The 26,932-nt window shown below is 59.6% G+C and carries 20 protein-coding genes and 2 tRNA genes; 10 read left to right on the forward strand and 12 right to left on the reverse strand.

Annotated elements, in window-relative coordinates; genetic code table 11:
• Positions 1-37 precede the first annotated feature (37 nt).
• On the forward strand, positions 38-529 hold the full coding sequence (locus HY308_02580; GenBank protein ID MBI3897164.1) for a phosphatidylglycerophosphatase A: 492 nt from the start codon (positions 38-40) through the stop codon (positions 527-529).
• A gap of 40 nt (positions 530-569) precedes the next feature.
• Positions 570-1,355, forward strand: coding sequence for a sulfite exporter TauE/SafE family protein (locus tag HY308_02585; protein MBI3897165.1), 786 nt, complete (start codon positions 570-572; stop codon positions 1,353-1,355).
• Position 1,356: 1 nt separating this feature from the next.
• Here HY308_02585 and HY308_02590 read toward each other — a convergent pair whose 3' ends face one another.
• Positions 1,357-2,109, reverse strand: coding sequence for a sel1 repeat family protein (locus HY308_02590; GenBank protein ID MBI3897166.1), 753 nt, complete (start codon positions 2,107-2,109; stop codon positions 1,357-1,359).
• 52 nt (positions 2,110-2,161) lie between these two features.
• Here HY308_02590 and HY308_02595 point away from each other — a divergent pair, with 52 nt between their 5' ends.
• Positions 2,162-2,656 (forward strand): CinA family protein, encoded by a 495-nt coding sequence (locus tag HY308_02595; protein MBI3897167.1) that lies wholly within the window; start codon positions 2,162-2,164, stop codon positions 2,654-2,656.
• A 236-nt stretch (positions 2,657-2,892) separates the two neighbouring features.
• On the opposite strand, the gene ispG is transcribed toward HY308_02595, so the two are convergent.
• Positions 2,893-4,047 (reverse strand): (E)-4-hydroxy-3-methylbut-2-enyl-diphosphate synthase, encoded by a 1,155-nt coding sequence (gene ispG / locus HY308_02600; GenBank protein MBI3897168.1) that lies wholly within the window; start codon positions 4,045-4,047, stop codon positions 2,893-2,895.
• A gap of 182 nt (positions 4,048-4,229) precedes the next feature.
• On the opposite strand from ispG, the gene recA reads away from it, so the two are divergent.
• From recA to HY308_02635, 7 genes are all read left to right on the forward strand, one after another.
• On the forward strand, positions 4,230-5,273 hold the full coding sequence (gene recA, locus HY308_02605) for a recombinase RecA (GenBank protein MBI3897169.1): 1,044 nt from the start codon (positions 4,230-4,232) through the stop codon (positions 5,271-5,273).
• Positions 5,274-5,317: 44 nt separating this feature from the next.
• Positions 5,318-5,737, forward strand: coding sequence for a regulatory protein RecX (locus HY308_02610; protein MBI3897170.1), 420 nt, complete (start codon positions 5,318-5,320; stop codon positions 5,735-5,737).
• A 32-nt stretch (positions 5,738-5,769) separates the two neighbouring features.
• Complete coding sequence (alaS, locus tag HY308_02615; protein ID MBI3897171.1) at positions 5,770-8,367, forward strand: alanine--tRNA ligase; 2,598 nt, start codon at positions 5,770-5,772, stop codon at positions 8,365-8,367.
• 117 nt (positions 8,368-8,484) lie between these two features.
• A complete protein-coding gene (locus tag HY308_02620) occupies positions 8,485-9,741 on the forward strand; it encodes an aspartate kinase (GenBank protein MBI3897172.1) in 1,257 nt (418 codons plus the stop codon).
• A gap of 291 nt (positions 9,742-10,032) precedes the next feature.
• Positions 10,033-10,251, forward strand: a complete 219-nt coding sequence (gene csrA / locus HY308_02625; protein MBI3897173.1) for a carbon storage regulator CsrA — start codon at positions 10,033-10,035, stop codon at positions 10,249-10,251.
• 66 nt (positions 10,252-10,317) lie between these two features.
• Positions 10,318-10,411, forward strand: a tRNA-Ser gene (locus HY308_02630).
• A gap of 80 nt (positions 10,412-10,491) precedes the next feature.
• Positions 10,492-10,568: transfer RNA gene (locus tag HY308_02635), tRNA-Arg, on the forward strand.
• A gap of 179 nt (positions 10,569-10,747) precedes the next feature.
• Here HY308_02635 and HY308_02640 read toward each other — a convergent pair.
• The 10 genes from HY308_02640 to HY308_02685 all read right to left on the reverse strand — a co-directional run bounded on the left by HY308_02640 (position 10,748) and on the right by HY308_02685 (position 26,850).
• A complete protein-coding gene (locus HY308_02640) occupies positions 10,748-12,535 on the reverse strand; it encodes a sensor domain-containing phosphodiesterase (protein MBI3897174.1) in 1,788 nt (595 codons plus the stop codon).
• Between the two features lie 127 nt (positions 12,536-12,662).
• Positions 12,663-13,961 carry a mechanosensitive ion channel family protein gene (locus HY308_02645; protein ID MBI3897175.1) on the reverse strand — a complete coding sequence of 433 codons (1,299 nt, stop codon included), beginning with the start codon at positions 13,959-13,961 and terminating at the stop codon, positions 12,663-12,665.
• Between the two features lie 43 nt (positions 13,962-14,004).
• Positions 14,005-14,886: a spore coat protein U domain-containing protein gene (locus HY308_02650; protein ID MBI3897176.1), complete on the reverse strand. Its 882-nt coding sequence runs from the start codon at positions 14,884-14,886 to the stop codon at positions 14,005-14,007.
• Between the two features lie 263 nt (positions 14,887-15,149).
• Positions 15,150-17,537 carry a fimbrial biogenesis outer membrane usher protein gene (locus tag HY308_02655; GenBank protein ID MBI3897177.1) on the reverse strand — a complete coding sequence of 796 codons (2,388 nt, stop codon included), beginning with the start codon at positions 17,535-17,537 and terminating at the stop codon, positions 15,150-15,152.
• 243 nt (positions 17,538-17,780) lie between these two features.
• Positions 17,781-18,527: a molecular chaperone gene (locus HY308_02660; protein MBI3897178.1), complete on the reverse strand. Its 747-nt coding sequence runs from the start codon at positions 18,525-18,527 to the stop codon at positions 17,781-17,783.
• Between the two features lie 8 nt (positions 18,528-18,535).
• Complete coding sequence (locus HY308_02665) at positions 18,536-19,036, reverse strand: hypothetical protein (GenBank protein ID MBI3897179.1); 501 nt, start codon at positions 19,034-19,036, stop codon at positions 18,536-18,538.
• A gap of 383 nt (positions 19,037-19,419) precedes the next feature.
• Positions 19,420-20,112, reverse strand: coding sequence for a cobalt-precorrin-7 (C(5))-methyltransferase (locus HY308_02670; protein ID MBI3897180.1), 693 nt, complete (start codon positions 20,110-20,112; stop codon positions 19,420-19,422).
• Positions 20,109-20,864 (reverse strand): uroporphyrinogen-III C-methyltransferase, encoded by a 756-nt coding sequence (gene cobA / locus HY308_02675; GenBank protein MBI3897181.1) that lies wholly within the window; start codon positions 20,862-20,864, stop codon positions 20,109-20,111. Before cobA ends, HY308_02670 begins: the two co-directional genes overlap by 4 nt.
• Before the next feature lie 2 nt (positions 20,865-20,866).
• Positions 20,867-22,756: a putative cobaltochelatase gene (locus HY308_02680; GenBank protein ID MBI3897182.1), complete on the reverse strand. Its 1,890-nt coding sequence runs from the start codon at positions 22,754-22,756 to the stop codon at positions 20,867-20,869.
• Positions 22,756-26,850 (reverse strand): cobaltochelatase subunit CobN, encoded by a 4,095-nt coding sequence (locus HY308_02685; GenBank protein MBI3897183.1) that lies wholly within the window; start codon positions 26,848-26,850, stop codon positions 22,756-22,758. The genes HY308_02680 and HY308_02685 overlap by 1 nt, the downstream gene beginning before the upstream one ends.
• Positions 26,851-26,932: the final 82 nt, after the last annotated feature.

Genomic DNA, 26,932 nt, shown 5'->3' on the forward strand with positions numbered 1-26,932 from the left:
CATAATACCGAAAAGCCGCAACGCGTTAGGAGCAACTTTGACACAACAACAGACGCGCTGGGGACATCGCCTGGCGCAGTGGCTGGCGACCGGTTTCGGTGTCGGCTACATCGGTTTCGCGCCGGGCACGTTCGGCACATTGGTCGCTCTCCCGCTCTATCTACTCGTGCGCGAGTTGCCGCCACCGGCGTACGTCGCCGTGGTCGCGGCACTCTTCGCGTTGGGTGTTTGGATTTGTCAGATCGCCGAACGACAGTTCGGCCGACCCGACCATTCGGCAATCGTTTGGGACGAGATCGTCGGTTATTTGGTCACGATGTTTCTCGCGCCGTCGGGCATGTTATGGATCGTCGCTGGTTTTGTATTATTCCGCTTGTTCGACATCTGGAAACCGTTTCCGATCCGTCGCCTCGAGCATGTTGTGCCCGGCGGCTGGGGCGTAATGGCAGACGACGTGCTCGCCGGCATTTATGCCGCTGTGATGCTGCGGGTTTTAGCGATGTTGCTGGCGACGCGGCAACTTTCCTAGCGGCGCTAACCCCAAACCCGAAGGAACAGATCAACCGCTGATGGATATCGTCGTGTTGCTGCTGATCGGCGCCGTCGCCGGCGTTATGGCCGGATTACTCGGTATCGGCGGTGGTGTGATCGTTGTGCCGGCCCTGGCGTTCTTGTTCGAGCGCCAGGGCGTGAGCCCGGCCGTGGTAATGCAGATGGCGATCGGCACGTCGTTGGCGGCAATCGTCTTTACATCGTTGTCGTCGATTCGCGCACATCACGCGCGCGGCGCGGTTCGGTGGCCGGCGTTCTGGCAGCTGCTGCCGGGAATACTGATCGGCGGTTTAGTCGGTGCCGCCATCGCCCATGGATTGTCGGGCAAGATGCTCAAGGTGCTGTTCGGTGGGTTCATTCTATTGGTGGCGTTGCAGCTGGCGTGGAAACTGGCGCCGGTGCCGCATCGGCCGCTGCCGGGGCGGCCGCTGATGTTGGGTTGGGGCGGGTTGATCGGTGCGTTGTCGTCGTTGTTCGGTATCGGCGGCGGAACGATTTCGGTGCCGTTTCTGATGTGGTGCAGCGTGCCGACGGTGCAAGCGATTGCGACCGCCGCCGCTATCGGGTTGCCGATCGCGCTCGCTGGAACTGCCGGTTATGTGTTGACCGGATGGAACGTTGCCGAGCTGCCGCCGGGAAGTTTGGGTTACGTGGCGCTGATGCCGATGTTGGCGCTAGCGGCGGCGAGTGTTTTGTTTGCGCCGCTCGGCGCGCGGCTGGCGCATCGACTGCAGCAGCTGACCTTGCGGCGAATCTTCGCGTTATTCTTGACGGCCGTCGGCTTGCGGCTGCTGTTGAGCTGAGCTAGTTCGACGCTTCGTCGGAGAGGACGCCGTAGCTTCGCAAAATCTCGAGCCCTTTGACCGCCTGCTCATGTCCTTGCGCGGCCGACATCTGCCACCAGTGTGCCGCCTCTAACAGATTTTGCGGTTCGCCTTCGCCGGTGGCGGCGAGTACACCGAGCTGAAACTGAGCCGCGGCGTCGCCGCCGTCGGCGGCGCGCTGCCACCAATCGCGCGCCTTGCTAATGTCCTTGTCGACGCCCTGACCGTGGGCGTAGAGCAGGCCGAGATTGAATTGTGCACCGACATGGCCGTGTTCCGCGGCTTCTTCCCACCAATAAATGGCGCGCGCGAGATTGACCGGGGTGCCTTGGCCGACCGCATAGATAACGCCGAGATTGAATTGTGCGCGGGCGTGGCCGTTGCTGGCCGGCCCACTCCAGGCGTTCATCGCCGCCGCATAGTCGCCGTCTTCGTAGTAGCTGACGCCTTCGCGAAACGCCGCTTCTAGCAAATCGACATCGCCGAGCGCATCGAGAGACATTGCCGGCGACAGGCTCGCGGAAGTGGCGTGGCCGATGGCGGCGTGTGCTTTCAAGTTAGGAGTGAGTACGAGGAGTGCGGCGAAAAGTAGGGCCAGCAACCAATGGAGTTGCCAGTCCTTGCTTACGTATCCCTGCATACGGATCTCGTAGTTCGTGATGTCTCTTGAGTATAGTTGCCGTACGCGCGCTGTCGGTTCAGTGCTGACTCGCACCGGGATGAGGCGATTCATGTTGTCTCCTAACCTGATTTCGCAGGTATTGAGTCCGTGCGTAAAATGATGCATGGACCATGCCGACCTCGAACTGAACGAACTAGCGGTAAATGTGGGCCGCGCACTGGACCGCGCCGGTTGGATGTTGGCGACCGCGGAGTCATGCACCGGTGGTTGGGTCGCGCAGGTGATAACCGCTATTTCGGGCAGCTCCGCCTGGTTTGAGCGCGGCTTCGTCACCTACAGCGATGCCGCTAAACGCGAGCTATTAGGGGTACCAGCGGCGGTTTTAACGAATCACGGTGCTGTCAGTGAACCCACGGCGCGGGCGATGGCAGAAGGTGCACGGGTCCATAGTCAGGCGCAGGTGGCGCTCGCTGTTACCGGTGTCGCCGGGCCGAGCGGCGGTTCGCCGACGAAGCCGGTCGGCACGGTGTGGTTCGCCTGGGCCGTACCGGGGCAGGCGACGAAAAGCCGACAGCATTTGCTAATGGGTGATCGCGGGTCTATCCGGCGACAATCGGTCGTGATTGCTCTCAGTGGATTACTGAGTGTGTTGCCGTGAGCTCGATGTCGCTCGTCTCCGGTCGGTAAACCTCCATTGCCGTAAGACCCGCTAGTGCCAACTCGGTGATGTTGTCGTTTAGCTCGGTTGTGAACAGCGCGCCCCGCAATCCGCCGCGCGATCGATGAATAAATGGATTGTTACCGAATCCTAATTATTCGGTTCGCGTTGGATGATACGCGAGTTGGGCGCGTGCAATTATTGGCCGATGAACCAGAGAAAAGGAAATAGGGGGATTAAACGTTGCTGTTGTTGTTGCCGCGGGTGGCGATGATCGCATCCAACTCTTGCCGCAGTCGCGCCAAAATCTGATCGTACGGGAAGCTGCCGACTTCTACCGACTTACGCTTCAGGTTTACCAGCTTTGGACCGCACCACAAACCGAGATCGGCGTCGTCGGTTTCGCCCGGACCGTTCACGCGGCAACCCATTACGGCGATGGTGATGGCATGTTGCGCCGCATACTGCGTAACTTCTTTCACTTGTTGCGCGAGCTCGATGAACGCCTCGTTCTCGACGCGGGAGCAGCTCGGGCAGCTAATGATGTTGATGCCGGTCCGCTCGAACCGAACCACGCTGCGCACGCGACCGGCGGCAATATCGTCGATGATCTGTTGGCCGACGATGATCTCTTCCGACTTGCGCGGGTTCGGTACTGTCAGCGAAACCCGCAGCGTGTCGCCGATGCCACGGCTGATAAGCTGCTCGAAGGCGATACGGGTTTTGATGATGCCTTCCGGCGGCAAGCCGGCTTCGGTCACACCGAGATGCAGTGGCACATCCGGTCGTTCGGCGGCGAAACGGCGATTAACCTCGATGACTTCATTCGGGTCGGAATCTTTGAGCGACACGCAGTAACGCGTGAATCCGATCTTATCGAGGAATTCACAATGATCGAGCGCGCTTTCGAGCATCGGCGATAGCCGATCGTTAGCGTCGTATTTCTCCGCCTTGGCCGGATCGACCGAGCCGCAGTTCACGCCCACGCGCAGTGCGCAGTCATGCTCGCCGGCGACATCGACCAGGTAGCGGACTTTGTCTTGCCACGGTTTGCGACGCTCGTGATGGTAGAGGTGGCCGGGGTTGTAGCGTAGCTTGTTGACGTGCGGCGCGACGCGCTCGGCCATGCGGTAGCTTTCTTGCAGGTCGGCCGACAAATTGGCAGCGGTCTGTGACCGGATCGATGCCAAGGCAATCGCGTCCTTCGGGTTGTCGATGGCGATACGGACCACAGCGGCGCCGGCAGCGGCCAGGTCATTCACTTGGGCGACCGTCGCGTCGATATCTTGTGTGTGCGTAGCGCACATACTTTGGACGGCGATTGGCTGGCCGGCGCCGATAGTGACGGAGCCAATGCGGACAAGACGAGTCGGGTTGCGCGGCAGATTCACGGGATGAAGCGGATACGGTTCGAATAGGGCCTTGAGCGGGCGCTAACGCTACCGGGTGTGCTTAAGAAAGGCAAATCGCCGCCACGCCACTCCTTAAGGAAGGAGAATTATGAAATAATCTGCCGCTGATTTTTCCTGTGTTTCAACGTTTAGAGCGGAATCCAACCGCGGGAGTACCGGTTATGGAAAGCAACAAGGCCAAGGCCCTCAGCGCTGCCCTGGGGCAGATCGAAAAACAGTTCGGCAAGGGTTCGTTGATGCGTTTAGGCGACTCGACCGCGCAAGTGACGGACGTGGTCTCGACCGGGTCGTTGGGCCTTGATATCGCGCTTGGCATCGGCGGTTTCCCACGCGGTCGTGTCGTCGAAATCTACGGACCGGAGTCCTCCGGTAAAACCACACTAGCGCTTCAGGTTGTCGCCGAGGCACAGAAATTGGGCGGCGCCGCCGCGTTTATCGACGCCGAACATGCGCTCGATCCGCAGTACGCCAAAAAGCTTGGTGTAAACATCGACGATTTGCTGGTGTCCCAGCCCGATTCGGGCGAGCAGGCGCTGGAAATAACCGACATGCTGGTGCGCTCCGGTGCGGTCGACGTCGTTGTCATCGACTCGGTGGCGGCGCTGGTACCGAAGGCCGAAATCGAAGGCGAGATGGGCGAGCCGCAAATGGGCCTGCAGGCGCGACTCATGTCGCAGGCGTTGCGTAAGCTCACCGCTAACATTAAGCGTTCGAACACGCTCGTTATCTTTATTAATCAGCTGCGCATGAAGATCGGCGTCATGTTCGGTAATCCCGAGACCACGACCGGCGGCAACGCGCTCAAGTTCTACGCGTCGCTGCGCATCGACATCCGCCGCATCGGCGCGATCAAGAAGGGCGAAGAGATCATCGGCAACCAGACCCGCGTCAAGGTCGTCAAAAACAAACTAGCGCCGCCGTTCCGGCAGTGCGAATTCGACATCCTTTATAACGAAGGCGTTTCCAAACTCGGCGAGATTATCGACATCGGCGTTGAGCAGGGCATCATCGAGAAATCGGGCGCCTGGTATACCTATAAGAAGGACCGTATCGGTCAGGGTAAGGAAAATGCGCGCGACTATCTGCGGGAACATACCGATGTCGCTGCCGAGATCGAGCAACGCGTACGCGAAAAGACCGTGATTGCACGTGCCGGCGCGAATACCGAAGCGGCCGAGGCCATGCCCGAAGAGGCCGACGCCTGAATCGCACGCCACCCGCGCTCGACGCCGCCAAAGCGCGGCAGCTCGTGCTCGGGTGGCTTGCCCGGCGCGAGCACAGTCGTAAAGAAGTCGAGACGAAGCTCAAGCGCAAAGGTTGTGACGCCAAGCTTGCCGAAGAAGTAGCGGCGGTATTGGCGGCGCAGCATTTGTTGTCAGACGAGCGTTTCGCCGAAGTGCTGGTTCGCAGCCGCCGAAACCGTGGTTATGGACCGGTGCGGATCCGCAAAGAGCTCGAGCAACGCGGTCTGGCAGTGGAAGCGATCGAGCAGTGGCTCGACATCCATAACGACGAATGGCTCGCCGAGCTGAAACAGCTTTGGCGCAAGAAATTCGGCGGCCGCGTACCACGCGACTACGCCGAACGGGCCAAGCAGGCGCGATTTCTGCAATACCGCGGTTTCACTTTTGATCAGATCCAGCGTGTGCTGGGCGACTTAGACACGTAGGTGGAACGATCCAACCGATTCGGCATGAAACTATGAAGAGCACAGAGATCCGCAGTTTATTTCTCGATTACTTTAAGCGAAACGGTCACGCCATCGTGCCGAGCAGTCCGCTCGTGCCCGGTAACGATCCGACGCTGCTCTTCACCAATGCCGGCATGGTCCAATTCAAGGACGTGTTCCTCGGTAGCGATAAGCGCCCGTATTCGCGTGCCGTCAGCAGCCAGCGTTGCGTGCGCGCCGGTGGCAAGCACAACGACTTGGAAAACGTCGGCTATACCTCGCGTCATCACACGTTTTTCGAAATGCTCGGCAACTTCAGCTTCGGCGATTACTTTAAGCGCGACGCGATCCGTTTCGCCTGGGAGTTCTTGACCAAGGACATGCAGTTGCCGCGCGAGAAACTGTGGGTGACGGTCTATAGCGACGATAACGAAGCCGCCGATATCTGGCTGAACGACATTAAGGTCGATCCGAAGCGCTTCACCCGGCTCGGCGAGACATCGAATTTCTGGCAGATGGGCGACACCGGTCCGTGCGGTCCGTGTACCGAAATTTTTTACGATCACGGCGCCGCCATCGCCGGCGGCCCGCCCGGCAGTCCCGATGAAGACGGCGACCGTTACGTCGAGATCTGGAATCTCGTGTTCATGCAGTACAACCGCGACGCCAGCGGCAAGCTGACGCCGTTGCCGAAGCCGTCGGTCGACACCGGCATGGGTCTGGAACGCATCGCCGCCGTGAAGCAGGGCGTGCATTCGAATTACGATATCGATCTATTTCGTAACTTGATCGGCGCTGTCCGTGCGGTTATCGGCACCAAAGAGACTAAGAGCGCCTCGCTCAACGTGGTTGCCGACCACATTCGCGCCGCCTCGTTTCTAATCACCGATGGCGTATTGCCCGCGAACGAAGGTCGCGGCTACGTGTTGCGCCGTATTATTCGTCGCGCAATCCGTCATGGACACAAGCTCGGGGCCAACGAGACGTTCTTCTATAAGCTAGTCGCACCGCTGATTGCCGAAATGGGCGCGGCCTATCCGGAGCTGGCGGCAGCGCAAGCGACCGTCGAACGTGCGCTCACCCAAGAAGAAGAGCGTTTCAACGAAACGCTCGATCAGGGCCTTAAAATACTCGAAGACGGTATTGCCACCATTAGTGGCGACACGATTCCGGGCGAGTTGATCTTCAAGCTGTACGATACCTTTGGTTTTCCGTTCGATCTCACACGTGATGTCGCGTTGGAGCGCAATCTGAAGCTCGATAGCGCCGGTTTCGAGCGCGAGATGGAAGCACAGCGCGAACGCGCCCGCGCCGCCAGCGCTTTTAAAGCAGCGGATATCGGCACGGTAACGGTCGATCGGCCGAGCGAATTTACCGGTTACGAACGCTTGGCCGATGACGGCAAGGTGCTGGAGATTACGCGCAGCGGCGATCAGGCAAGCGCGGTTTGTTTACGGCCGGGCGAGGTGGGCAGTGTCGTACTCGACCGCACGCCGTTTTATGCCGAGTCCGGCGGCCAGGTTGGCGACCGTGGCGTTCTGCGGGCCGGTAAGACGGTGTTCCGGGTCGAAGATACGCAGAAGGTCGGACAGATTTTCGTGCATAAAGGCCGGGTTGAAGCCGGTGAGCTACGCGTCGGCGACAGCGTGCAGGCGGAAGTCGACATGGCGCTGCGGCGGGCGACGATGCGCAACCATTCGGCCACGCACTTGATGCACAAGGCGCTGCGCGATGTATTGGGCACGCATGTGCAACAAAAAGGATCGCTGGTCGACCAGAACCGCACGCGTTTCGATTTTTCGCATTTCGAGCCGCTGACGCTGACGCAAATCGTCGAGGTCGAACGGCGGGTAAATGATCAAATTTTGCGCAACGAAGACACCCGCGCCCGCGTCATGGGTATGGAATCGGCGCAAGCGGAGGGAGCGATGGCATTGTTCGGCGAGAAATACGGTGCCGAAGTGCGCGTGCTCAATATCGGCGATTCGACCGAGCTTTGCGGCGGTACGCATGTTCGTCGGACCGGCGATATCGGCATCTTCAAGATCCTATCCGAAGGCGGTGTGGCGGCCGGCGTGCGTCGTATCGAGGCGACCACCGGCGAAGGCGTCATCGAATACCTTCGGACCAACGAAACGCGGGTTAGTCGTATTGCCGAGCTGGTCCGCGGCAATCGCGATGAGGTCGTCACGAAGGTCGAGCAGCTGCAGGGCCGGGTGCGGACTCTCGAAAAAGAGCTGGAACAGCTACGCGGTCAGCTGGCGAAAGGCAGCGGAACCTCGTTGCTCGATCAAGTCAAAGAGGTGAAGGGCGTGCGCGTGCTGGCAGCGCAAATGGACGGTGCCGACGTAAAGGCGCTGCGCGAGGCGGTCGACCACTTTAAAGACAAACTCGCGCCGGCGGCGATCGTGCTGGCGTCGGTCCAGGACGGCAAAGTCACGCTAATTGCCGGTGTCACCCAGGAGCTGACCGATCGGGTAAATGCCGGTCAGTTGGTCAACCAAGTGGCGGCGCAAGTCGGCGGTAAGGGGGGGGGACGGGCGGATATGGCGCAGGCGGGCGGAAACGACCCGACGGCGCTGCCGGGAGCGCTCCAAGCGGTTACCGATTGGGTTAGCGAACGTCTATAAAAGAACGAATCAATGCGCAATTGGGACGGTGTTTCCCGATTTCCCTGTTTACTAACGCGAGAAAAGCCGGTTTAATTCGCGCTTTTTAGCGGTCTGAAATAATACTTTCATAAATTTATGGCCCTAATTGTCCAGAAATACGGCGGAACCTCCGTCGGCAGCCCCGAACGTATCGATGCCGTCGCCGAAAAGGTCGCTCGTGCCCAGGCGTCCGGGCATGAGATGGTGATCGTTGTGTCGGCCATGACGGGCGAGACCGATCGCCTCATTAAGTTGGCAAAGTCGGTGCATCCCGAGCCGCCCGCGCGTGAGCTCGACGTACTGCTGGCGACCGGCGAGCAAACGACGATTGCGTTGCTCAGCATGGCGCTCGACCGCCATGGCGTGCAGGCCCGTTCCTATACCGGTCACCAGGTTCACATCCGTACCGACAACGTCCACGGCAAGGCGCGTATTCTCGACATCGACGACAAGCGCGTACGTGACGATTTGGACAAGGGGCGGGTCGTCGTTATCGCCGGTTTCCAAGGCGTAGACGAAGACGGCAACATCACCACTCTCGGTCGCGGCGGTTCCGATACCACGGCGGTGGCGATGGCGGCGGCATTACGGGCGGATGAGTGCCAGATTTACACCGATGTCGACGGCGTCTACACCACCGATCCGCGCATCGTCCCGCAAGCGCGTCGCTTAGATCGCATCACCGCTGAAGAAATGCTCGAGATGGCAAGTCTCGGTGCCAAGGTGCTGCAAATCCGTTCGGTCGAATTCGCTGGTAAGTACAAAGTACCGTTGCGTGTGCTGTCCTCTTTCGAAGAAGGCCCGGGCACGCTGATTACGTATGAGGAAAATGATATGGAAGCGCCGCTAATTTCAGGTATTGCCTTCAACCGCGACGAGGCGAAGCTGACGATTCGCGGTGTGCCGGATCGTCCGGGCATCGCTGCTCACATACTCGGTGACATCGGCAAGGCCAACATCAACGTCGACATGATCGTGCAGAACGTCGGCGCTGACGGCAGCACCGATTTCACCTTCACTATGCACCGGGCCGACTATAAGAAAGCGACCGAGATTCTGAAGCAGGTGGCACAAATGCTGAAGGCGACCGAGGTTAACGGCGACGACAAGATCGCCAAGATCTCCGTCGTCGGTGTTGGTATGCGCTCGCATGCCGGTATCGCTAGCACTATGTTCCGGGCGCTGGCCGATGAGCAGATCAATATCCAAATGATTTCGACCTCGGAGATTAAAGTCTCCGTGGTGGTAGACGAAAAATACCTAGAACTGGGCGTTCGTGCCCTGCATCAGGCGTTCAAGCTCGATCAACCGCCGGAACAGGCGGAACCTTCCAAGGCCAAGAATGCACGATAGCCAGCGCGTACTAGAATGATGTCAGGCGGCTTTTTCGCAGAAAAGCGGCTAATGGCACGGAAGCTGCATATTTAAGCTCGGGGTGTGCAAGCAGCGCTAGCTACACTGCTTATCGGTTTAAAACTGATGCTTGCAGCGTATCGGTGTGGCTCACTAGCCAGGGAAGAGTGGCGATTACAACAAAATAACAAAAAACGATAAATTCAAGTAACGGGGTGTGAACTTCAGCAGGGTTGCTGCATGGGAAAATGGATGACACGGTGATAACGGAGAGACTTGAGGGTACAGCGGATGCTGATTTTAACTCGACGTATCGGTGAGACCTTGAACATTGGCGACGACGTTCAAGTGACGGTCCTTGGTATCAAGGGCAACCAAGTGCGAATTGGTGTGAATGCGCCTAAAGAAGTCCCGGTTCACCGGGAAGAGATCTATGAGCGCATCAAGAAGGAGAAAGAAGCTGGCATCGTGCGTGAGCCGCGCGAGGCTAGCGGAAACAACAAAGGATAGAAATTCAAGGGAGCGCCTTTCTTTACGTGTCGGGCAGCAGCAGGTATCCTTGCCGCCCGTCGTAAAGGAGAGATGGCCGAGTTGGTCGAAGGCGCTCCCCTGCTAAGGGAGTATAGGGTCAAAAGCTCTATCGAGGGTTCGAATCCCTCTCTCTCCGCCATCTTTACGATAAATCGCGGGCAATTATTTTTTTGATGACCACGACAAATGTGGTCATCATCATTATAATTTCGCACCTTCGCGCCCGTAGCTCAGTTGGATAGAGTACCTGGCTACGAACCAGGGGGTCGGGAGTTCGAATCTCTCCGGGCGCACCAATCATTTCGCAGTTCACACAAGTAGTTGGGGGCGTTAGCCCCCGACCATCTTTTTTGGTCCGGGTCCTCAGGCGATCGCACTAGCGATGTTGTATGCATCCAAGTACGGGTTTGAACCGTTGTCGAGCACTTAAACTCATCGAACTACGTTCACGCTCATCAACTTCTAGCGCTCCGAATCAACTCGACGTCAGAAGCGCGGCGAAATTCTCGGCGGAAACAGGTCGGTTATAAAGGTAGCCCTGCGCCTGATCGCACTTCAGCAGCCGCAGCAAATTGGCCTGCTCCTCGGTTTCGACACCCTCGGCGACGACCTTGAAGTTAAGGTTATGAGCAAGCGTGATGATCGTGCTGACGATCCCGAGATAAGCAGAATCGGTGGTCATTTTAATGACGAAGGCGCGATCGATCTTGAGCTCATCGATCGGCAGCGTGACGAGATAGGCGAGCGAGGAGTAACCGGTGCCGAAGTCGTCGATGGCGATCGGTATGCCGATGTTTCGCAGTGCGCTTAGAATCTCGAATGCCCGTTGTCGGTCGGTCATCAACGTCCCTTCCGTGACTTCCATCGACACCACCGCTGATTCACTGCCCGCCGACTTGAGCAGGGCGTCGATGTCATGGACGAAGCCACCGGTTTTTAGATGTGCGGCCGTAACGTTCACCGCGATTCTCGGCGCGCCGAGCCCCGCCTTGCGCCACGTGTACCAATCGGTAACGGCTCGACACAGCACCTGCCGGTCGGCGGCGACGATCAAACCCGACGATTCGAGCGCTGGGATAAATTGCATCGGCATGACCAACCCGCGCGTCGGGCTGACCCAGCGTAGGAGCGCCTCCGCTCCGCAGATTTTGCCCGTGGCGAGGTCGATCTTGGGTTGGTAGTAGTTGACGAACTCTTCCCGATCGAGCGCCTTGTACAGTTCGGCTTCAAGCCGAAAATGTTGCCCGGCTATTTCATCCGTAGACTTGTCGTAGGCGCGGAACGGCTCATCCACGGTGCGGGCGCTTTGCAGCGCCTGTTCGGCGGATATCAGCAGGGCGTCCATGGTCATCCCGTCGCCTGGAAAATAGGATGCGCCGATATGCGGCGGGCAATGGATTTGCTGCTCCTCGGTCCCGATCAATATCGTGTACGGCGCCGCCAGTGCCGGCGCAAGTTTTTGAACAACAAAATCGGACACCTCTGCCGGACCGGCATCGGGGACGAACAGAACAAAGAGTCCTCTCCTGAAAAAAGCCAGGATCGTTCCATCAGGGACGATCGTCTTCAACCGCTGTGTCGATTGCACGAGGATCATATCTGTCGTACGGGAGCCGAGTGCAGCGACGATCTTATTCAGACGTTCCATCCCGATCAGCAGCAAGCCGCCTTGGCGGAGACGCGGCGCGGCGGCGATGAACTTTCTCTCAAAGGCAAAACTGTTGGGCAGTCCGGTCACCGCGTCGAGCGTTTTTGCGATCGATATTTCCCGGCGCAAGTTGAGCTGGGCGCCGACGGCGCCGGCGATGGTCGTCAGCGATTGTCGCTGTGCATCAGATAGTTCGCGTGGTACCCGGTCCAGCACGCACAGAGTGCCGATGGCGCTGCCGGGTTTTGTCGTGATCGGCATCCCCGCGTAAAAGCGGATGCTCGGGTCGCTCGTGACAAGAGGATTATTTCTGAAGCGCCTATCTGCTAACGCATCGGGTACGACGAACAGTTGTTCAGGTTCGTTGATGGCGTGCGCGCAGAAGGCGATGTCGCGCGGGGTCTCGGTTGCCGCCAGGCCGTGCCGGGATTTAAACCACTGGCGCTCGGCGTCCACCAAGGAAACGAGCGAAATTGGTGTACCGCAGATAAAGGCGGCCAGTTTGGTAAGTCCGTCAAAGACTTCTTCGGACTCCGTGTCGAGAATATCCAGATCAACGAGTTCGGCAAGCCGCTCCAATTCGTTCGCGGGAATGACAGGTTGGGTAGACGCCATCGCTTACACCTCCTTGTGTTTAATCGAATACGAGTAAAGGTCGTAGCGCGTATTTTGGGGCTGCGCCCATCCTATTTATGTTGCCGCATATCCAGTGTGATGCTGCGGGAGCGGCGCTGATGTATGCCTAGTCGTCTCCGCGAATAATGAACGGCGGTGCAACATAATCCGCCGGCAGATGTTCGGGTGGCATGGCAACGGCGTTGCCGCTGCGCAGCGCGGTGTAATGTGGCGAGAGAATCTCCACGCCGGCGTGGTGGAAACGATCCTGGATATGTTGATGTAACGCCGAATAGATCGTCGATTTCTTTTGCGCCTCGCGGGTGTAGGCGTTCAACTGGTAGGAGACGTAGAAGTCGTCCAGGCTGGTCTGCAGAACGAACGGCGTCGGGTCCTGCAGGACATGTTCGGTATCGCGAGCGGCGTCGAGGAGCAGGTCGTGTACTTTGCGCCACGGCACGTCGTAGCCGATGGTAACGGTGGTCGGCAGGATCAGCCCGCGCCCGTGCGCCTCCGAGCTGTAGTTGATGATGTGGTTCGCGAGCATGATCGAGTTCGGCACGGTGACGACGACGTTTTTGATCGTGCGCAGGTGCGTGGCGATCAGCGTTTTGCCGACGATGTCGCCTTCGGTTTCGTTGACTTTGACGCGGTCGCCGATTTGAAACGCGCGCGTATACGTCAACACCACGCCGGCAATGAGATTCGAGATCGCCGGACCCGAACCGAACGAAAGTAGTACACCGACGAAGATCGACACGCCCTGAAACGCCGGTGAGTTCGCGCCCGGTAGGTAAGGAAAGGCCACGACCGCGGCGAACGTGATAATCGTGAAGCGCGCGATCTTGTACGTGGTATCCGACCAGTCGGGATGAAAACCCTTGAAGTGCAGCGTGCCCTTGCCCAATTCGTTGAAGATTACGTGGACGAATTTCGTAAGCAGTGTGGTCAGCGCGATCACGACGGCAAGCACGCCGATATTAGGCAGGTAATCCACGAAAGCGCGCCAGACCATCCACAGCGGTGTGGTCAGTGCCGCGAGCAGCACGGTCGCGTAGCCCCGCGTCGCGGGGAAGAAGCTGAAGACCAGCGAGATATAGAAATAAAGCGCGAGCGCCAAGAATATCAATGCCAAGATCTGAACGCCGCGTCGCAATGTCCGCGCCATGCGTGCGCCCGAGACCAATTCGGCCTTCTGCCAACGCACGACGAGCCGCCCGCTGGCATGCCGTGCGTCGATGCCGCGGCGCAGCGCAGCACTGGCGGCGAGCAGTAGTAGGAAGAACGTGATGAAGCCGATAGTGGCGAATGCCGTATAGGTCGTGGCTTGTGCCAGGCTGCCGTGAATCACCGCGTCGGATTCGGCAGCTGTCGCCGACGGCAGCGTCGCCAGCAGTGTTATAAAAAGTACCAAGCGCTTATACATCGCGAGTCTCCTGAATTTGTCGAATAGGGCAGAAGGTCATTCGTCAATTGGCGCTGACTTCAACATTGATGACGTCGGAATAGGTGCCGGCGGTTTCGTCGCCAGAGAGCGTACCGACCGTGAATTCGATGGGAAACGCGATACCGGTTGCGGGCGTGGTGCCGGTGTTGGCGATGACCTGCACCGGTGCGCCGGTGGAAAGATCGACGCCGCCGCCGTTAAAGATGACGCTATAGGGGACGACGTCTGCAATCGTGGGTGCGCGCGTGTGTGTCAGCAGTTGGCGATTCTGCGATTGCAGGGTTACGACGTAGCCGTTGTTGCTGCGCACCACGACGTCGAAGCCGCGCTGTGCGCCGCTTTCGAGCGTACCGAAATCGACCCGTTGCGTCGTTTCGCTGATATCGAAGCGCTTGCCGGATTCGACCAGCGAGACATCGACGCTGCTGTCCACGTGCGCCCGGAATGTGATGGTTTTGGTGGCCTCCAGCGTGGGATTGAGCAACAGCAAGCCGCTGTAGAGACTCAACGTCAAATTACCGTCGGTGTAGGGCGTGCCCGAGGCCGGAACCACCTGCTGCGGATGGATAACCCAGAAAAATTTATGCGTGTTGGTTTGGGTCAGTGCCACGGCCACGGGAAAACTGCCGCTGATGATTTCGCTTTGCGTCGCGGTCGGCAGTGCCTTGAAAACACCGCTCTTGCCGCCGTCCGTATAAGCGTTGTAATTCAGCTTGTTCACCATCTCGGATAATTTGCGCTGATTAAAGTCGCCCGATTGCCCCGCACTTAACGTCAGGAAGTACTCGCAGGTCGCGCCGGTCGCTTCTCCGCGCACTTCTATGCTCACGGTTTGCAGATATTCCTGCGGATCGTAGACGGCGTAGCCGCCACTGCCGCCTTCGAACGTCGCGAGCGACGGCACATTACCGAAAGTCAGATTGATGCACAGCGCATGGGCCTCATGTGCGAACAGTAGGAACGGGCAGAAGAATATAGTCAGTCGTTTAATCCTAGAAACGACAGTTGAAGTACAACATCTGTGCAATGTACCGATGTCAAACGTCTTTCCCTCACCCCATCCCCTCTCTCGGAGGGAGAGGGGCTTTACTCCCTTCTCCCACCGGGAGAAGGGTCGGGGATGAGGGAGCGCGGCGTTTCCGTTTATGCCAATCGCCATCTTTAGGTTCATGGGTTGTTCTCCTGATCCGCCGTAACGGGAAGCGTTAATATTCCGGCTCGCATCGGCCCGGCGGTGTTTTCAGGGATAGTGAGAGAAAGCGTCACACCGGGGAAACTGAAAAATTGCATGAGGTACTGACCCGGCTTCAATTTTTCGATGCGGAAGCGGCCGGCACGGTTGGTGAAGAAAGTTTCCGGCGTGGCGCCGGGTTGATCGGCCAGCCGTATGCTTCCCGCTTGCAGCGCCACCGGCGTGTTGTCTTGATATTGCAGCGTGCCGTCGAGCAACACGTTGGCGTCACTGCCGAGGCGCACGAGCGTGCCGCTGCGGTAGCTGGGATAGAACGTGTAGATGCCGTCGCCGGCGTCGAAGCCGGGTGGCAAGCTGGCGGCGTCCACGCGTACCGTGCGGTAGAGATAAGGCGTCAAATCCGGCAGCACTGCCGGGCCCCAGCCGTCGGTGGTGGTTTCGTAAATACGTTCTTCATTATCACGGCGGCCCTGCGGATTGATGCCGATGGGATATTCTTGAATCGACGGATCGGGCGCGAACATCGCAAAGCTGTTACTGACCGGCCGCGACGACGCCACGTGACCGCCGGCATAAACCATCGCCGAGGCAAAGCGCAGCTCACTGCGCGATTCGGTGGTATTCGACGAGCCGTCGGCATTGTCGAACGGCGTGACGATATCGTGGCTCGCTGTCACTTCGCCGCGTCCGCCGTAGTAGGTGATGCTGCCGCTGCCGTCATAGCGGTCTTGCGTACGCACAACGCCGGCCGAGGCGCTCACGCTCTGCGCGCGGCTTTCCTGCGCGTAGTTCCACTCGGCGCGTGTCGTCTTGCTGAAACTGTCGTAGCTGCTGTGGATCGACTGGCGTGAATCCCGTGGTGTCCAGCTGAGACTCACGAACATGCCGTAGTCCTCAATTGCGCGTTGTTGGAAATTGACATTGATATGGATGCCGTCCGGCAGTTGCTTGTCGAGCGACAAGGCATAATTCCAGTCGTCACGCGCGTTCCCGCGGCTGGTTTGGTAGCCGCCGCCGACGCCGAGACTGACGGTCGACGACCATTGCTGGCTGTAACGCGCAATGACTTGATGCGACCAAACATTATCCGGCTGCAACAGGCCGAGCGGCGCGAAGTGCTCGCTGCGAGAGTTCGCTAGTAGCGTGAAATTCTGGGTGCCCCTGAATTTGCCGTCATCCTCGGTTTTCCCTCGATCGACAATTTGGTATTGGATTTGCCAGGCGGAGCCGTTGTCGCCGTTTTCAAGATGGCTGCCCGCGGCATCCGCGCGAAAAACTCCCCACGGGGTACCCATGGTCGCATCGACGCCGGCCATGCGCTGCCTCCGATCGACCTGCAGATTGCCGCCGAGCGTGAAATGATCGCTCACACTATAACGATGAAAGGCCGACAACACCGGTTGGTCGGAATCATATTCTCGTTCACGGTTCATGGTCGTGGAGATGATGCCGACGTTGTAGGCAAACTTGTGTAGCCCGGCCGCGAGGAGATTGGCGTCGCTGACGATATCAAACGTTTTTACTTCCACGCGCCCGCTGGCATCGGTGATGATCAATTTGACGTTGTTGCTGCCGTTGACCACCGGAAAGTCGGTGATGTCGAAGGGACCGGAGTTGAGCTGCAGGGTTTGCACCTTGCGGTCATTGACGTAAATATCCACGCGCGAAGGTGTATTCAAAAAGAAGGAGGTCCGGCCGGTCGGCTCCGAAACGCGATAGGGCTGCAAATCGAAATTGCGCGCCACCGTCAGGCCGAGTATCGGCTGGAAACTTTGGAAACCCTCGACCGGGTAGGAAAGATCGCCGAGCGCGGTTCGGATCATGTCGTCCGGGACGTCATGCACTAGTCTCGTGTCGCCGCGCTGCCACGGGCGCGCATCGTTCTCGATGTAATCGCCGCTCGCTTCCAGTACCCACCCGTTCATGTTCAGCGCGCCGTCCGCACTCAGGCGCAAAGGTTGCCGCCCGTCGTTCTGCGACGGCTGGCCGCTGTCGACGTAATCCTGCGCGCCGAAGATGTTGAGATAAGCCGAGACTACACTGGGCGGCGTGATGGGTTTGTTGGAGATGTCAAAATCACGGCGCGCCCGCAACGATCGCTGTATTTTATTTTCCGAGGGAATGGTAACGACAAGAGCGATCAATTCTTCGTCGAAGCGCCAATCGATGCCGCTCCGCGCTCCGTCTTTCAAGCGGATAAACCCTTGCACGGTGGCGGTGGCGATGGCCCGCCACTTTTCTTCCGGCACTCGGTCTTTCAGCATCGCCAGCACTGGTGCGGCCTGCACGTAGCTTTGCGCCGCGTTCGGCATGACAAGCATCTGCACCATGCCGAGTTGACGCTGGTCCAGATAAAGCGGCACGGAAATCGGAACCGCCTCCGGCGGAAAGTCAGCCGCCAAACTAACGGCGCACGGAAATATCCAACAGGGCAGGATGAGCCAGGCTAAAAAAATTCGGATTATTGGCACGTGATCATTTTGGGGGCCGCTGTTTAATTTCCTCTCCCTACGGGATGGTGCCAGGGAGTTGTCATTGGAAAAGCACGGCATTTCCCTCACCCCAACCCCTCTCCCGGAGGGAGAGGGGTAATATCCGTGTTTCCCCTAGAACGCCTGCTTGTCGTAGGTGAAATCGATCTGCTTCACTTTCCCGGTGAGTTCCTTGGGCCGCGGGATCATGAATTGCCGCCGGTGTTTGGCCAGAACGCTCTCGCCGGTAATGCCCTTAAGCTGATTCTCGCCGGTAAGGCTGATGGTGTTGCCCTTGTCGTCCTTGAGGTCGAGTTTCAGGTTGCGCAACAGGGCATGCTGAGTACCGCGATTGTGCAGCACGATCTCGAGCATCTTGTTGCCCACCGCGTCCTGCGTTGTGCCGGAGAAATCGAGCGTGACATTTTGCGTAAGGCCGGGTGGCGTGACGAACAACGCGCCGCGGTAGGAGACAAGAAATTTGACCGCGCTGTTTTTCGGGTTTTCCTTGTTGAGATTGACCGGCAATTGTTCGGCGATGATGCGGTAGGATTTTTCTTCCTTGAGCTTGGCGTCGCCGGTCCACTGCACGCGCACGGAGCGGCTGGCGTGCGGTTCCAGCACCATTTGCGCCGGGTAAATCGCGAAATCCTTCTCGGCGTCGACATTTTTCTCGCCACCGTCGACGTCGACCTCGCGCGTCATGATGCGAATCTGCACCGATGCAGGTTCATTCGTATTGTTCTCGACGGTGAAAAGTTGGTTCGCGCCGGCGCCAGAGGGTTCGAACTTCGCCCGGAACGGCGAGAAGCGGAAGGCGTGGGCTTCCTGCGCGACCACCACAGAAACCACGAAGATAAAAACGAACATTAGTTTTCGCATGGGAGCCTCTACTTAGCCGAGATAGTGAAGATGAGCGTTTCGTCGTAGGTGTTGGTCACGGTGCCGGTAAGCGTTTCGTCTGCCGGATACGTGATGGCGACGTTCTTCTGCACGCCGAAAGCCGGCAGGGTACTGTCCGTGACCAGCCCGCCCGGCGGAACCGAAATACCGTTGTAGTTAATAGTGAAGGGGTGTGAATCGGTGCTGATGACATCGACGAACATGCCGGTGTGATCGCCCGAATTGGACGCTGTCAGGGTGACGGTATAGCCATCGGGGCTGTTGCAGGTCTCGGTCACCGTGGCGACATGCCGGTTGGAATGGCCGGCGGAAATGTCGGGGATGTTATCGGCGCCGGTTTCCTGCTGTACCAGGAGATCGCAGGCTATCGGTACGTTGCCGGTGATGGTGACTTGTCCCGTCGTCGCGGCGGTCGCAAGCGGAACAGAAAGGTAACCGCTCCCAAACAGTAACACCGTAATAACGTAGGTAAACATGAAACGTTTCATGAGAGGCACCGTTAGGTTGGAGGACGTTGGGGGAGGAGATCGGATAATGCACGGCATTGCGAACCGCGCTGCGCGTTGGGGAAAGCGCAGCGATGGTATGCAGTAGGAGGTGGGCGCGGACAGCCGGGCGAAAGCACGATGTGCCGATGCCGTGCGCCAAGACGATATTTATTCTCGGTGAGAAGCGCTGTGACTGCATCGGCCTTCCTGGCCATCGACGCCGCTTCCTGTGGTGATCCCCAAGTAAAGCCGTGCAGCTGGTAGAGTCAAGGAAAGAAATCGTCAACCGGCGCTCTCGCCGGGTTTCGAGCGGGAATTGGGTGTTCCCGACACCGTATTTCCCAACGTGTTCGCCATTGATGGCTCACGCCTGGCGGATGCGTCTAAGAGGCATTTGCCGGTTCGATCTGGCTCGCCATGGGTTTGCGCGTGCGGATCAGCATAATGCTCATGTCGGTGAAGTCGCGCGACCGGCATTCGCCCAACGTGCCGCGCCACTCGGCATCGGCGCGCGTTAGATTTTCCCAGACCTCGACCGGGTGTTCCGGCGGAATTCCTTTTTCAACAAGATAGGTCGCGATGTGACGTGGCATGAAATCCCAAGGGCAGGGGATGACGATGGCGTTGCGATCGTCTTGCAGCACGTGTACCAGATGACGCTTGAAGGGTTCGAGGTCGCCGCGGCGGTGGAACGTGACGAAGGTGGTCTCATCGAAGCAGACCTTACCGCGCGACGCCATGATTTGCGCCGACGAGATGCCGGGGAGCGTTTCCACCGGATGGCCGCAGGCGCGCTCGACACGCTCCAGGTACTGAAAGCCGCTGAAGTGAATGTCACCCATGAAGACGACGACACAACGTTTGCCGGCGTGGTGGGAAACAGCGACCTGCGCCAATTTTTCGGTCTGATCTTTGTAGCCCATGGTGACGATCTCCGCCGTCGCCGGGATCAGGCTGCGGACGACGTTGACCACGGCATCGAAGCCGGCGACAACGTCGGCGTTGCGGATCAAGTCGGCGCCGCGTTGCGTTAAGTAGCCGGTGTCACCGGGGCCTGCGCCTATGCAGATAATCATTGCTGTGCCTCGAGCTTGTCGTAATGGTTCATGGAATTTTCCGCCAGCTGCACGACCTCGCCAACGACGATGATCGTCGGACTACCGATGCCGTGCGCTTCGATGGCGGCTGCTACGTTCGCCAGGGTGCTGACGACGCTGCGTTGTTGCGGCAGCGTGCCGTGTTGAATCGCCGCGACCGGCAGTGTCGGCGCTAGACCGGCGTCTAACAGCGCGCTGATGATCTGCGGCAGATGGGTAAGACCCATGTAAATCACCAACGTGCTGCCGGCCTGCGCGAGCTTGGCCCAATTCGACGGCCAGCCGTCGCGCGTGTGACCGGTGATGAACGTCACGCTTTGCGACAACCCGCGATGGGTCAATGGAATGCCGATCGCGGCGGGGGCGGCGATACCGGCGGTTACGCCGCTAATAATGTCGACGGCGATACCAGCTTGTTGTAGCTGCAAGAGCTCCTCGCCACCGCGACCGAAAATAAAAGGATCGCCGCCTTTCAAGCGGGCGACGGTTTTTCCGGTGCGAGCGTATTCCACCAGCAAGCCGTTGATGTGGTCTTGTCGGGCTGATGGTTGGCCGCCGCGTTTGCCGACATCGATGATCTGCGCGCCGGGCTTTGCGTATTGCAGTGTTTCGCGGCTGACAAGGTCGTCGATCAGAACCACGTCGGCTTTGCCGAGCGCGTTCACGGCTTTCAGCGTTAGCAGTTCCGGATCGCCGGGACCGGCGCCTATTAAATAAACCTTGCCGGTCATGCTTATGCCGTCGGCGTCGTGCGGCGGCGGATCGTGAGCGCCAGGCTCTCCGCCGACAGCTCGTCGAGTGCGAGATACTCACCACCGAGCGCCTGCGCTAGTTGGCGGGCGCGGCCGAGGCGCAAATAGCCGGTTTCGGTGTCGAGCACCAACGCCGGTACGCCGCGTTCGGCTAGCAGCGCCGCATACGCCAGCGTTTCTTGCCACGGATCGCCACTGGCATTGATCGGCACATTGGCCTTGCCGTCGCTCAACAGCACGAGCAACGGCGGTACGTCATTCGATTGCGCCTTACGCAGGCAATCGACGGCGAGTTCGAGGGCGTGCGCTAGCGGCGTGCGGCCGCCGGTGGGCAGCTCGCGTAAACCTTGTTCGGCTAAATCGACGCTGCGGGTCGGAGCGAGCAACAGTTGCGCTGTGTCGCCGCGGAAAGCGATCACCGCCACTTCATCACGCCGTTGATAGGCGTCGGTGAGTAACGACAGCACCGCGCCTTTTACCGCCTCCATGCGCCGTTGCGCTGCCATCGAACCGGAGGCATCGACCACGAACAGGATCAAGTTGGCGGTTTTGCCGGCACGGACTTGTTGATGGAGATCGGCGCGGGTGACGCGTAATTCATCGGACGCGCGCAGCGCGGCACTGCGCAGCGTCGCGCCGACGGCCAGACTGGTCGGCTTCTCATCGGGCACGGCGCGTACGACGCGGCCGCGTGCGGCATTGGTGACGTCGCTGCGGCGGCCGGACTGGCGACCTCGGGCGTTGTCGACGCTGATCCGCCGAACGGCGCCGGCCGGCGCGCCGCTAAAGACTTGTTGATCGTTGTCGCCGCCGTTGTCGCCGTTATCGTCGTCGTCAGACGGTGGGTTAGAAGTGTCATCCGCTGCCGGCGGCGGGTTAGTGGCATCGCGCATTAACTCGTCGAGTCGGTCTTGATCCAAACCCGGCTGCTCGAACGGTTTGCGTCGGCGCCGATGCGGTAGTGCCAGCTCGGCGGCGCGACGTACGTCTTCCGGCGTCGCCTCGTTGCGTCCGGCCAGCGCCGCCAACGCGCGTGCCGCTTTGTGCATGACGATGTCGGCGCGCAAGCTGGCGACCTCGAACTCGCAGCAAAGATGGCTGATGAGATCGAGCATGGCGTCGTTGACACTAACTCGTGGCAGCAATTGCTGCGCTGTAATGAGTTGGCGTTGCAGCGTCTCTTGTTGCTGCGCCCATTGCCGGCTAAACGCCGAAGCGTCCGCCTCGAAGGCGATACGCCGACGTACGACTTCCGAGCGCAGTTGCTTGTCGCGCGGCGTCGTTACTTCGACCATCAGGCCGAAGCGATCGAGCAGTTGCGGCCGCAAGTCGCCTTCTTCCAGATTCATCGTGCCGATGAGCGTAAAGCGGGCGGCGTGCGATATCGACAAGCCTTCACGCTGCACCGAGTTGACGCCCATGGCGGCGGCGTCGAGCAAGACGTCGACCAGGTGATCGGGCAGTAAGTTAACTTCATCGATATACAGAATGCCGCGATGAGCCGATGCGAGCAGTCCGGGTTGGAAGGCGCGCTTGATATCTTTCAGCGCACGCTCCAGATCGAGTGTGCCGATCACGCGATCTTCGGTTGCACCGAGCGGCAGCGTGATAAACGGCACTGACGCCGTTTGCGTACGGACGTCGGCACCAACGTGATCACAGGCGGCGTTTGGCGCGCAGTTAAACGCGCAACCCTCAACGCGCTCGATCGGCGGCAGAATTTCGGCCAATGCGCGCGCGGCGGTGCTTTTGGCAGTGCCCTTGTCGCCGCGGATTAAGACGCCGCCGAGTGAGGGATCGATAGCGCACAGCAACAGGGCGGTCTTGAGCTGCTCCTGACCGACGACGGCGCTGAACGGAAAATGATTCATTAGGCACCGCGCGGCGTTTCGCCACGCGCCTCCAACCAGGTTTCGCTGCGCAGATAAAGCGACTGCAGCGCCGCCAGTGTATCGGCCTGCGGTTCGCCCCACATCTTGCGCTGCGCCGCTTCCAGCAGACGCTCGGTGATGGCGTTGAGTGCCCACGGATTGCTTTCTTGTAGGAAACGCTGCATCTCGGTGTCGAACGCATAGGTTTGGGCGACTTGCTCGTACATCCAGTCGTCCATCACTTGCGCGGTCGCGTCGTAACCGAATAGGTAATCGACCGTGGCGGTCAACTCGAGGCCGCCTTTGTAACCGTGGCGTTGAATGCTCGCCAGCCATTTCGGATTGACCACGCGCGCGCGGAATACACGCAGCGTCTCTTCTTTGAGATCGCGCACTTGTGCTCGCGCCGGATCGTGGCTGTCGCCGAAGTAATGCTTCGGCTGTTTGCCGGTAATAGCGCGGATCGTGCCGATCAGGCCACCGTGGTATTGCAGGTAGTCGTCGCTGTCGAAGATGTCGTGTTCGCGATTGTCCTGGTTGTGCAACGCAACTTGCACGCCGGCCAAGCGCTCGCGAAACGCCTCGCGTTCATCGCTGCCGTGTTCGCCGCGGGCATAGGCATAGCCGCCCCAGTTGATGTACGCCTCGGCGAAGTCGGCGTCGGTTTGCCAGTTCTTTTCTTGGATCAGCGGCAGGATGCCGGCGCCGTAGCTACCGGGTTTGGAGCCGAAGATGCGCAAGCGCGAACGGCGCTCGGCATCGTCGTTGTTCAATCCTTTGCCGACCCATTCGCCCAGTTCGGCGAGGTAGTGCTTGCGTACGAAGTTCTGCGTCGGTGGCTCGTCGAGTGCGATCACGGCGTTGACCGCATCGTCGATCAGCTCGATCAATTGCGGAAAGGCGTCGCGGAAAAAACCGCTGATGCGAGTGGTGACGTCGATGCGTGGGCGCTTGAGCTCGGCCAACGGCACTACTTCGATGCCGGCGAGTTGTCGATTTTGCGGGCGCCACACCGGTCGCACGCCGAGCAACGCTAAGATCTGGGCAACATCGTCGCCGTGCGTGCGCATGGCGCTCGTACCCCAGATGCTGATGGCGACGCTCTCGGGGTACTCGTTGGTTTCGCGCAGGTGGCGCGTCAATACTTCATGCGCGAGTTGCTGGCCGACATGCCAAGCGGATTGCGACGGCACGCTGCGCGGATCAACCGAATAGAAATTGCGCCCGGTCGGCAGAATGTGCGCCATGCCACGCGTCGGCGAACCGCTTGGGCCGGCTGGGACGTAGCCGCCGTTGAGTCCGTGCAGCAGGTTGTCGATTTCATCGCTGGCACGATTAAGGTTAGGCACCAATTGGCGGCAAGCGAAATCAAGTACGCGCCGTACCTCATCGAAGGGTTCCTCCCCCTTCAGGGGGGAGGATAGGAGGGGGGTGGGTTTTGTGGTTGCGTCACCAAGACCCACCCCCACCCCAACCCTCCCCCTGAGGGGGAGGGAGAAGACTTCGTTAAGTGCGTCGTCGATGTGCGGCTCCGCATAGCCGCGCGTTTGTAATGCGGCAAACAGCCGGCGACATAGCTCGTCAATCGCCTCCAGCGCATCAGCGCGAGTAACGATATTTTTGCCGCTTTGTTGCGCAAGCATCAACGGCGGTGTCTCAAAGCGCTGGCCTTTATTGTCGACCAAATCCTCAATCGCTAACCCAAACAAACGCGCCACTTCTGCTTGCAAGCCCGGAACATCCTGGTTCGGTAAGCGCGTGAGCGACACCAACATGTCGACCAGTTGCTCATTCTGCGGTGCTTGACCGAGCGTATGCAGACCATCGCGAATTTGCGCAGCGCCGAGCTCGCACAAATAGCCGTCGAGATCTTCGATCAGGTGCGCGACGTCCGACCCACCCATTTTTGCCAGGACGGTCGGCAATGCGCCGTCGTGATCGTGGTGATGATCATGATCGTGCGAGTGTTCATGATCATGGTGATGATGGCCGTGCGCCGGTGCGGCTAATTTGAAACCGCCGGCCGGCGGCGACGACAACGGTTTAAACATCGCGCCGGCTGCGGCAAACGCTTTCGGCGCCGAGCTTGCGAGTGGATTAGGCGTATGTGGGTGATGATGGTGGTGATCATGCGCATGATGATGACCGTCGTGATCGTGATCGTGAGGGTGGTCATGATCATGATGATGGTGCAGCAACCGTGCCTGCAGATCGCTATCGAGATTGGTCTGCTTCACCAGCTCCCAGATCCGTTGCTGCAGCAATGGCAGCTTCGTCGGATCGAGTACTTCGACTTGGTAGTATTCATCGACCAGTTGCGTCAACTCGGCGAGCGCGCCGTAGGTGCCGGCGGTCGTCATCGGTGGCGTCAGGTGATCGATGACCACGGCGTGGCCGCGGCGCTTGGCTTGTGAGCCTTCGCCCGGGTCGTTGATGATGAACGGGTAGAACAGCGGCATGTCGCCGAGCAAGCCGTCGGGGGCGCAATTCTGCGACAGGCCGACACCTTTGCCGGGCAACCATTCGAGCGTGCCATGCTTGCCGACGTGAACGATCGCGTCGGCGCGCCACTCGTCGCGCAGCCAGCGATACAACGCGTAGTAGTGATGCGGTGGCGGCAGATCGGGCTGATGGTAAATCGCATCCGGATCCATGCCGTAACCGCGCGGCGGCTGCAACGCGACGAACGCATTGCCGAGCTCGAGGCCGGCCAATGCCAAGTGGCCGTCGTGGAAATAGGCCGTTCCCGGCGCGGTACCCCACTGATTTTCCATTTTCTCGCGCACTGCCGGCGGTAGCTCGGCGAACCAGGCGTTGTACTGCGCCGTCGGGACGCGGCCGGCGGCGCGGTTTAGTTGTTCGGCGGTAAGGTAGGTGTTGTCGTAAGCGCAGCGATCGATCAGCTCGTGAATGAGTACGTCGCTAGTCACTGGCAGATCGCCGATTTGGTACCCGGCGTCGCGCATTGCCTGCAACAGGCGCATCAGCGATGCCGGCGCGTCGAGACCGACGGCGTTGCCGATCTGCGAGGCTTTGCTGTTCGAGTTGGTGAATACGAAAGCAATACGCTTGTCACGGTTCGGCAGGTGCTTGAGCCGTGCCAGCCGCGCGGCGATGCCGGCGGTGCGTTCGATGCGATCGGGTAGGGGCTCGTACTCGAACAATTCGTTCGGCATGCCGGGTTGCCGTTCCTTGAAGGAAATCGGCACGGTGATGATACGACCGTCGAATTCCGGCAGCACCACGTTCATCGCGGCGTCGAGCGGATTCAAACCGCGCGTCGATTGTTCCCATTGACCGCGCGTCATGCCGCTGGTGATCGCCTGCAGCACCGGTACGTCGAGCCGTTCGAGCACGGCGACCGACCAGCCGGCCGGCGTCGGCCCGCCGGGCGTGATTTCGCCCATGGCGAACGACGTTGTATTGATGAGTACGTCGACGTGCGTATTCGTGCCGTCGCTGAAGTAGCGCAGTGAAGTCGGTAATTGTTTGCCACCGCCCGCGCGCAGCGACGCGGTGAATACCGGCAACACGTTCAAGCCACGATGTTCGAGCGCGCGCACCAAGGCATCGATGAAGCGGGTGTTGCCGCTCATCCAATGGGCTCGATAGAAAACGATGCCGGCGCTCGGCCGCTTCGGATCGCGCAGCGCCAGCCAGTCAGCGATGTCGGCGCCATCGGCTAAGTCGGGGTGATAAATTCCGTGCTCCGGCAACGGCACCGGCGGATCGAAGCCGAAGCCGGTGAACAGTAGGTGGTCCGATAAATAGCGCAGCAGCTGCGCCAGATTCATACTGCCGCCGGCTTGGAAGTACGTCAGCGTCTCGTGCATGACATTCGGCGGCACGGTCGAAGCGGCGCCAAGCTCGGGGTCGGGTTCGCCGGTGCCGCTGACGACAATCAGATGCTTGCCGCGGCTACGCGCTTGCCGCACCAGCTCGGCGAATCCCGGTACGTTGCCTAGCCGGCCGAGGACGCGCGCGACGATGATGTCGGCGGCGGCGAGTTCATGCGTCAACAGCGCCGTGATCTGCGATTCGTTTTCCAGTCCTTGCAGATTGATGCCGACGACGTGCGGGAACTCGGTCGGCATCTGCGCCAGCACGTTGTGCAACACGGCGAGGTCGTTCGGCGCATGCGACAGCAGCGCGATACGCGCCGGCGTGGCTGGCGAC

The organism is Gammaproteobacteria bacterium, from assembly GCA_016199745.1.
In the GTDB taxonomy this organism is placed as follows: Bacteria; Pseudomonadota; Gammaproteobacteria; order Acidiferrobacterales; family Sulfurifustaceae; genus JACQFZ01.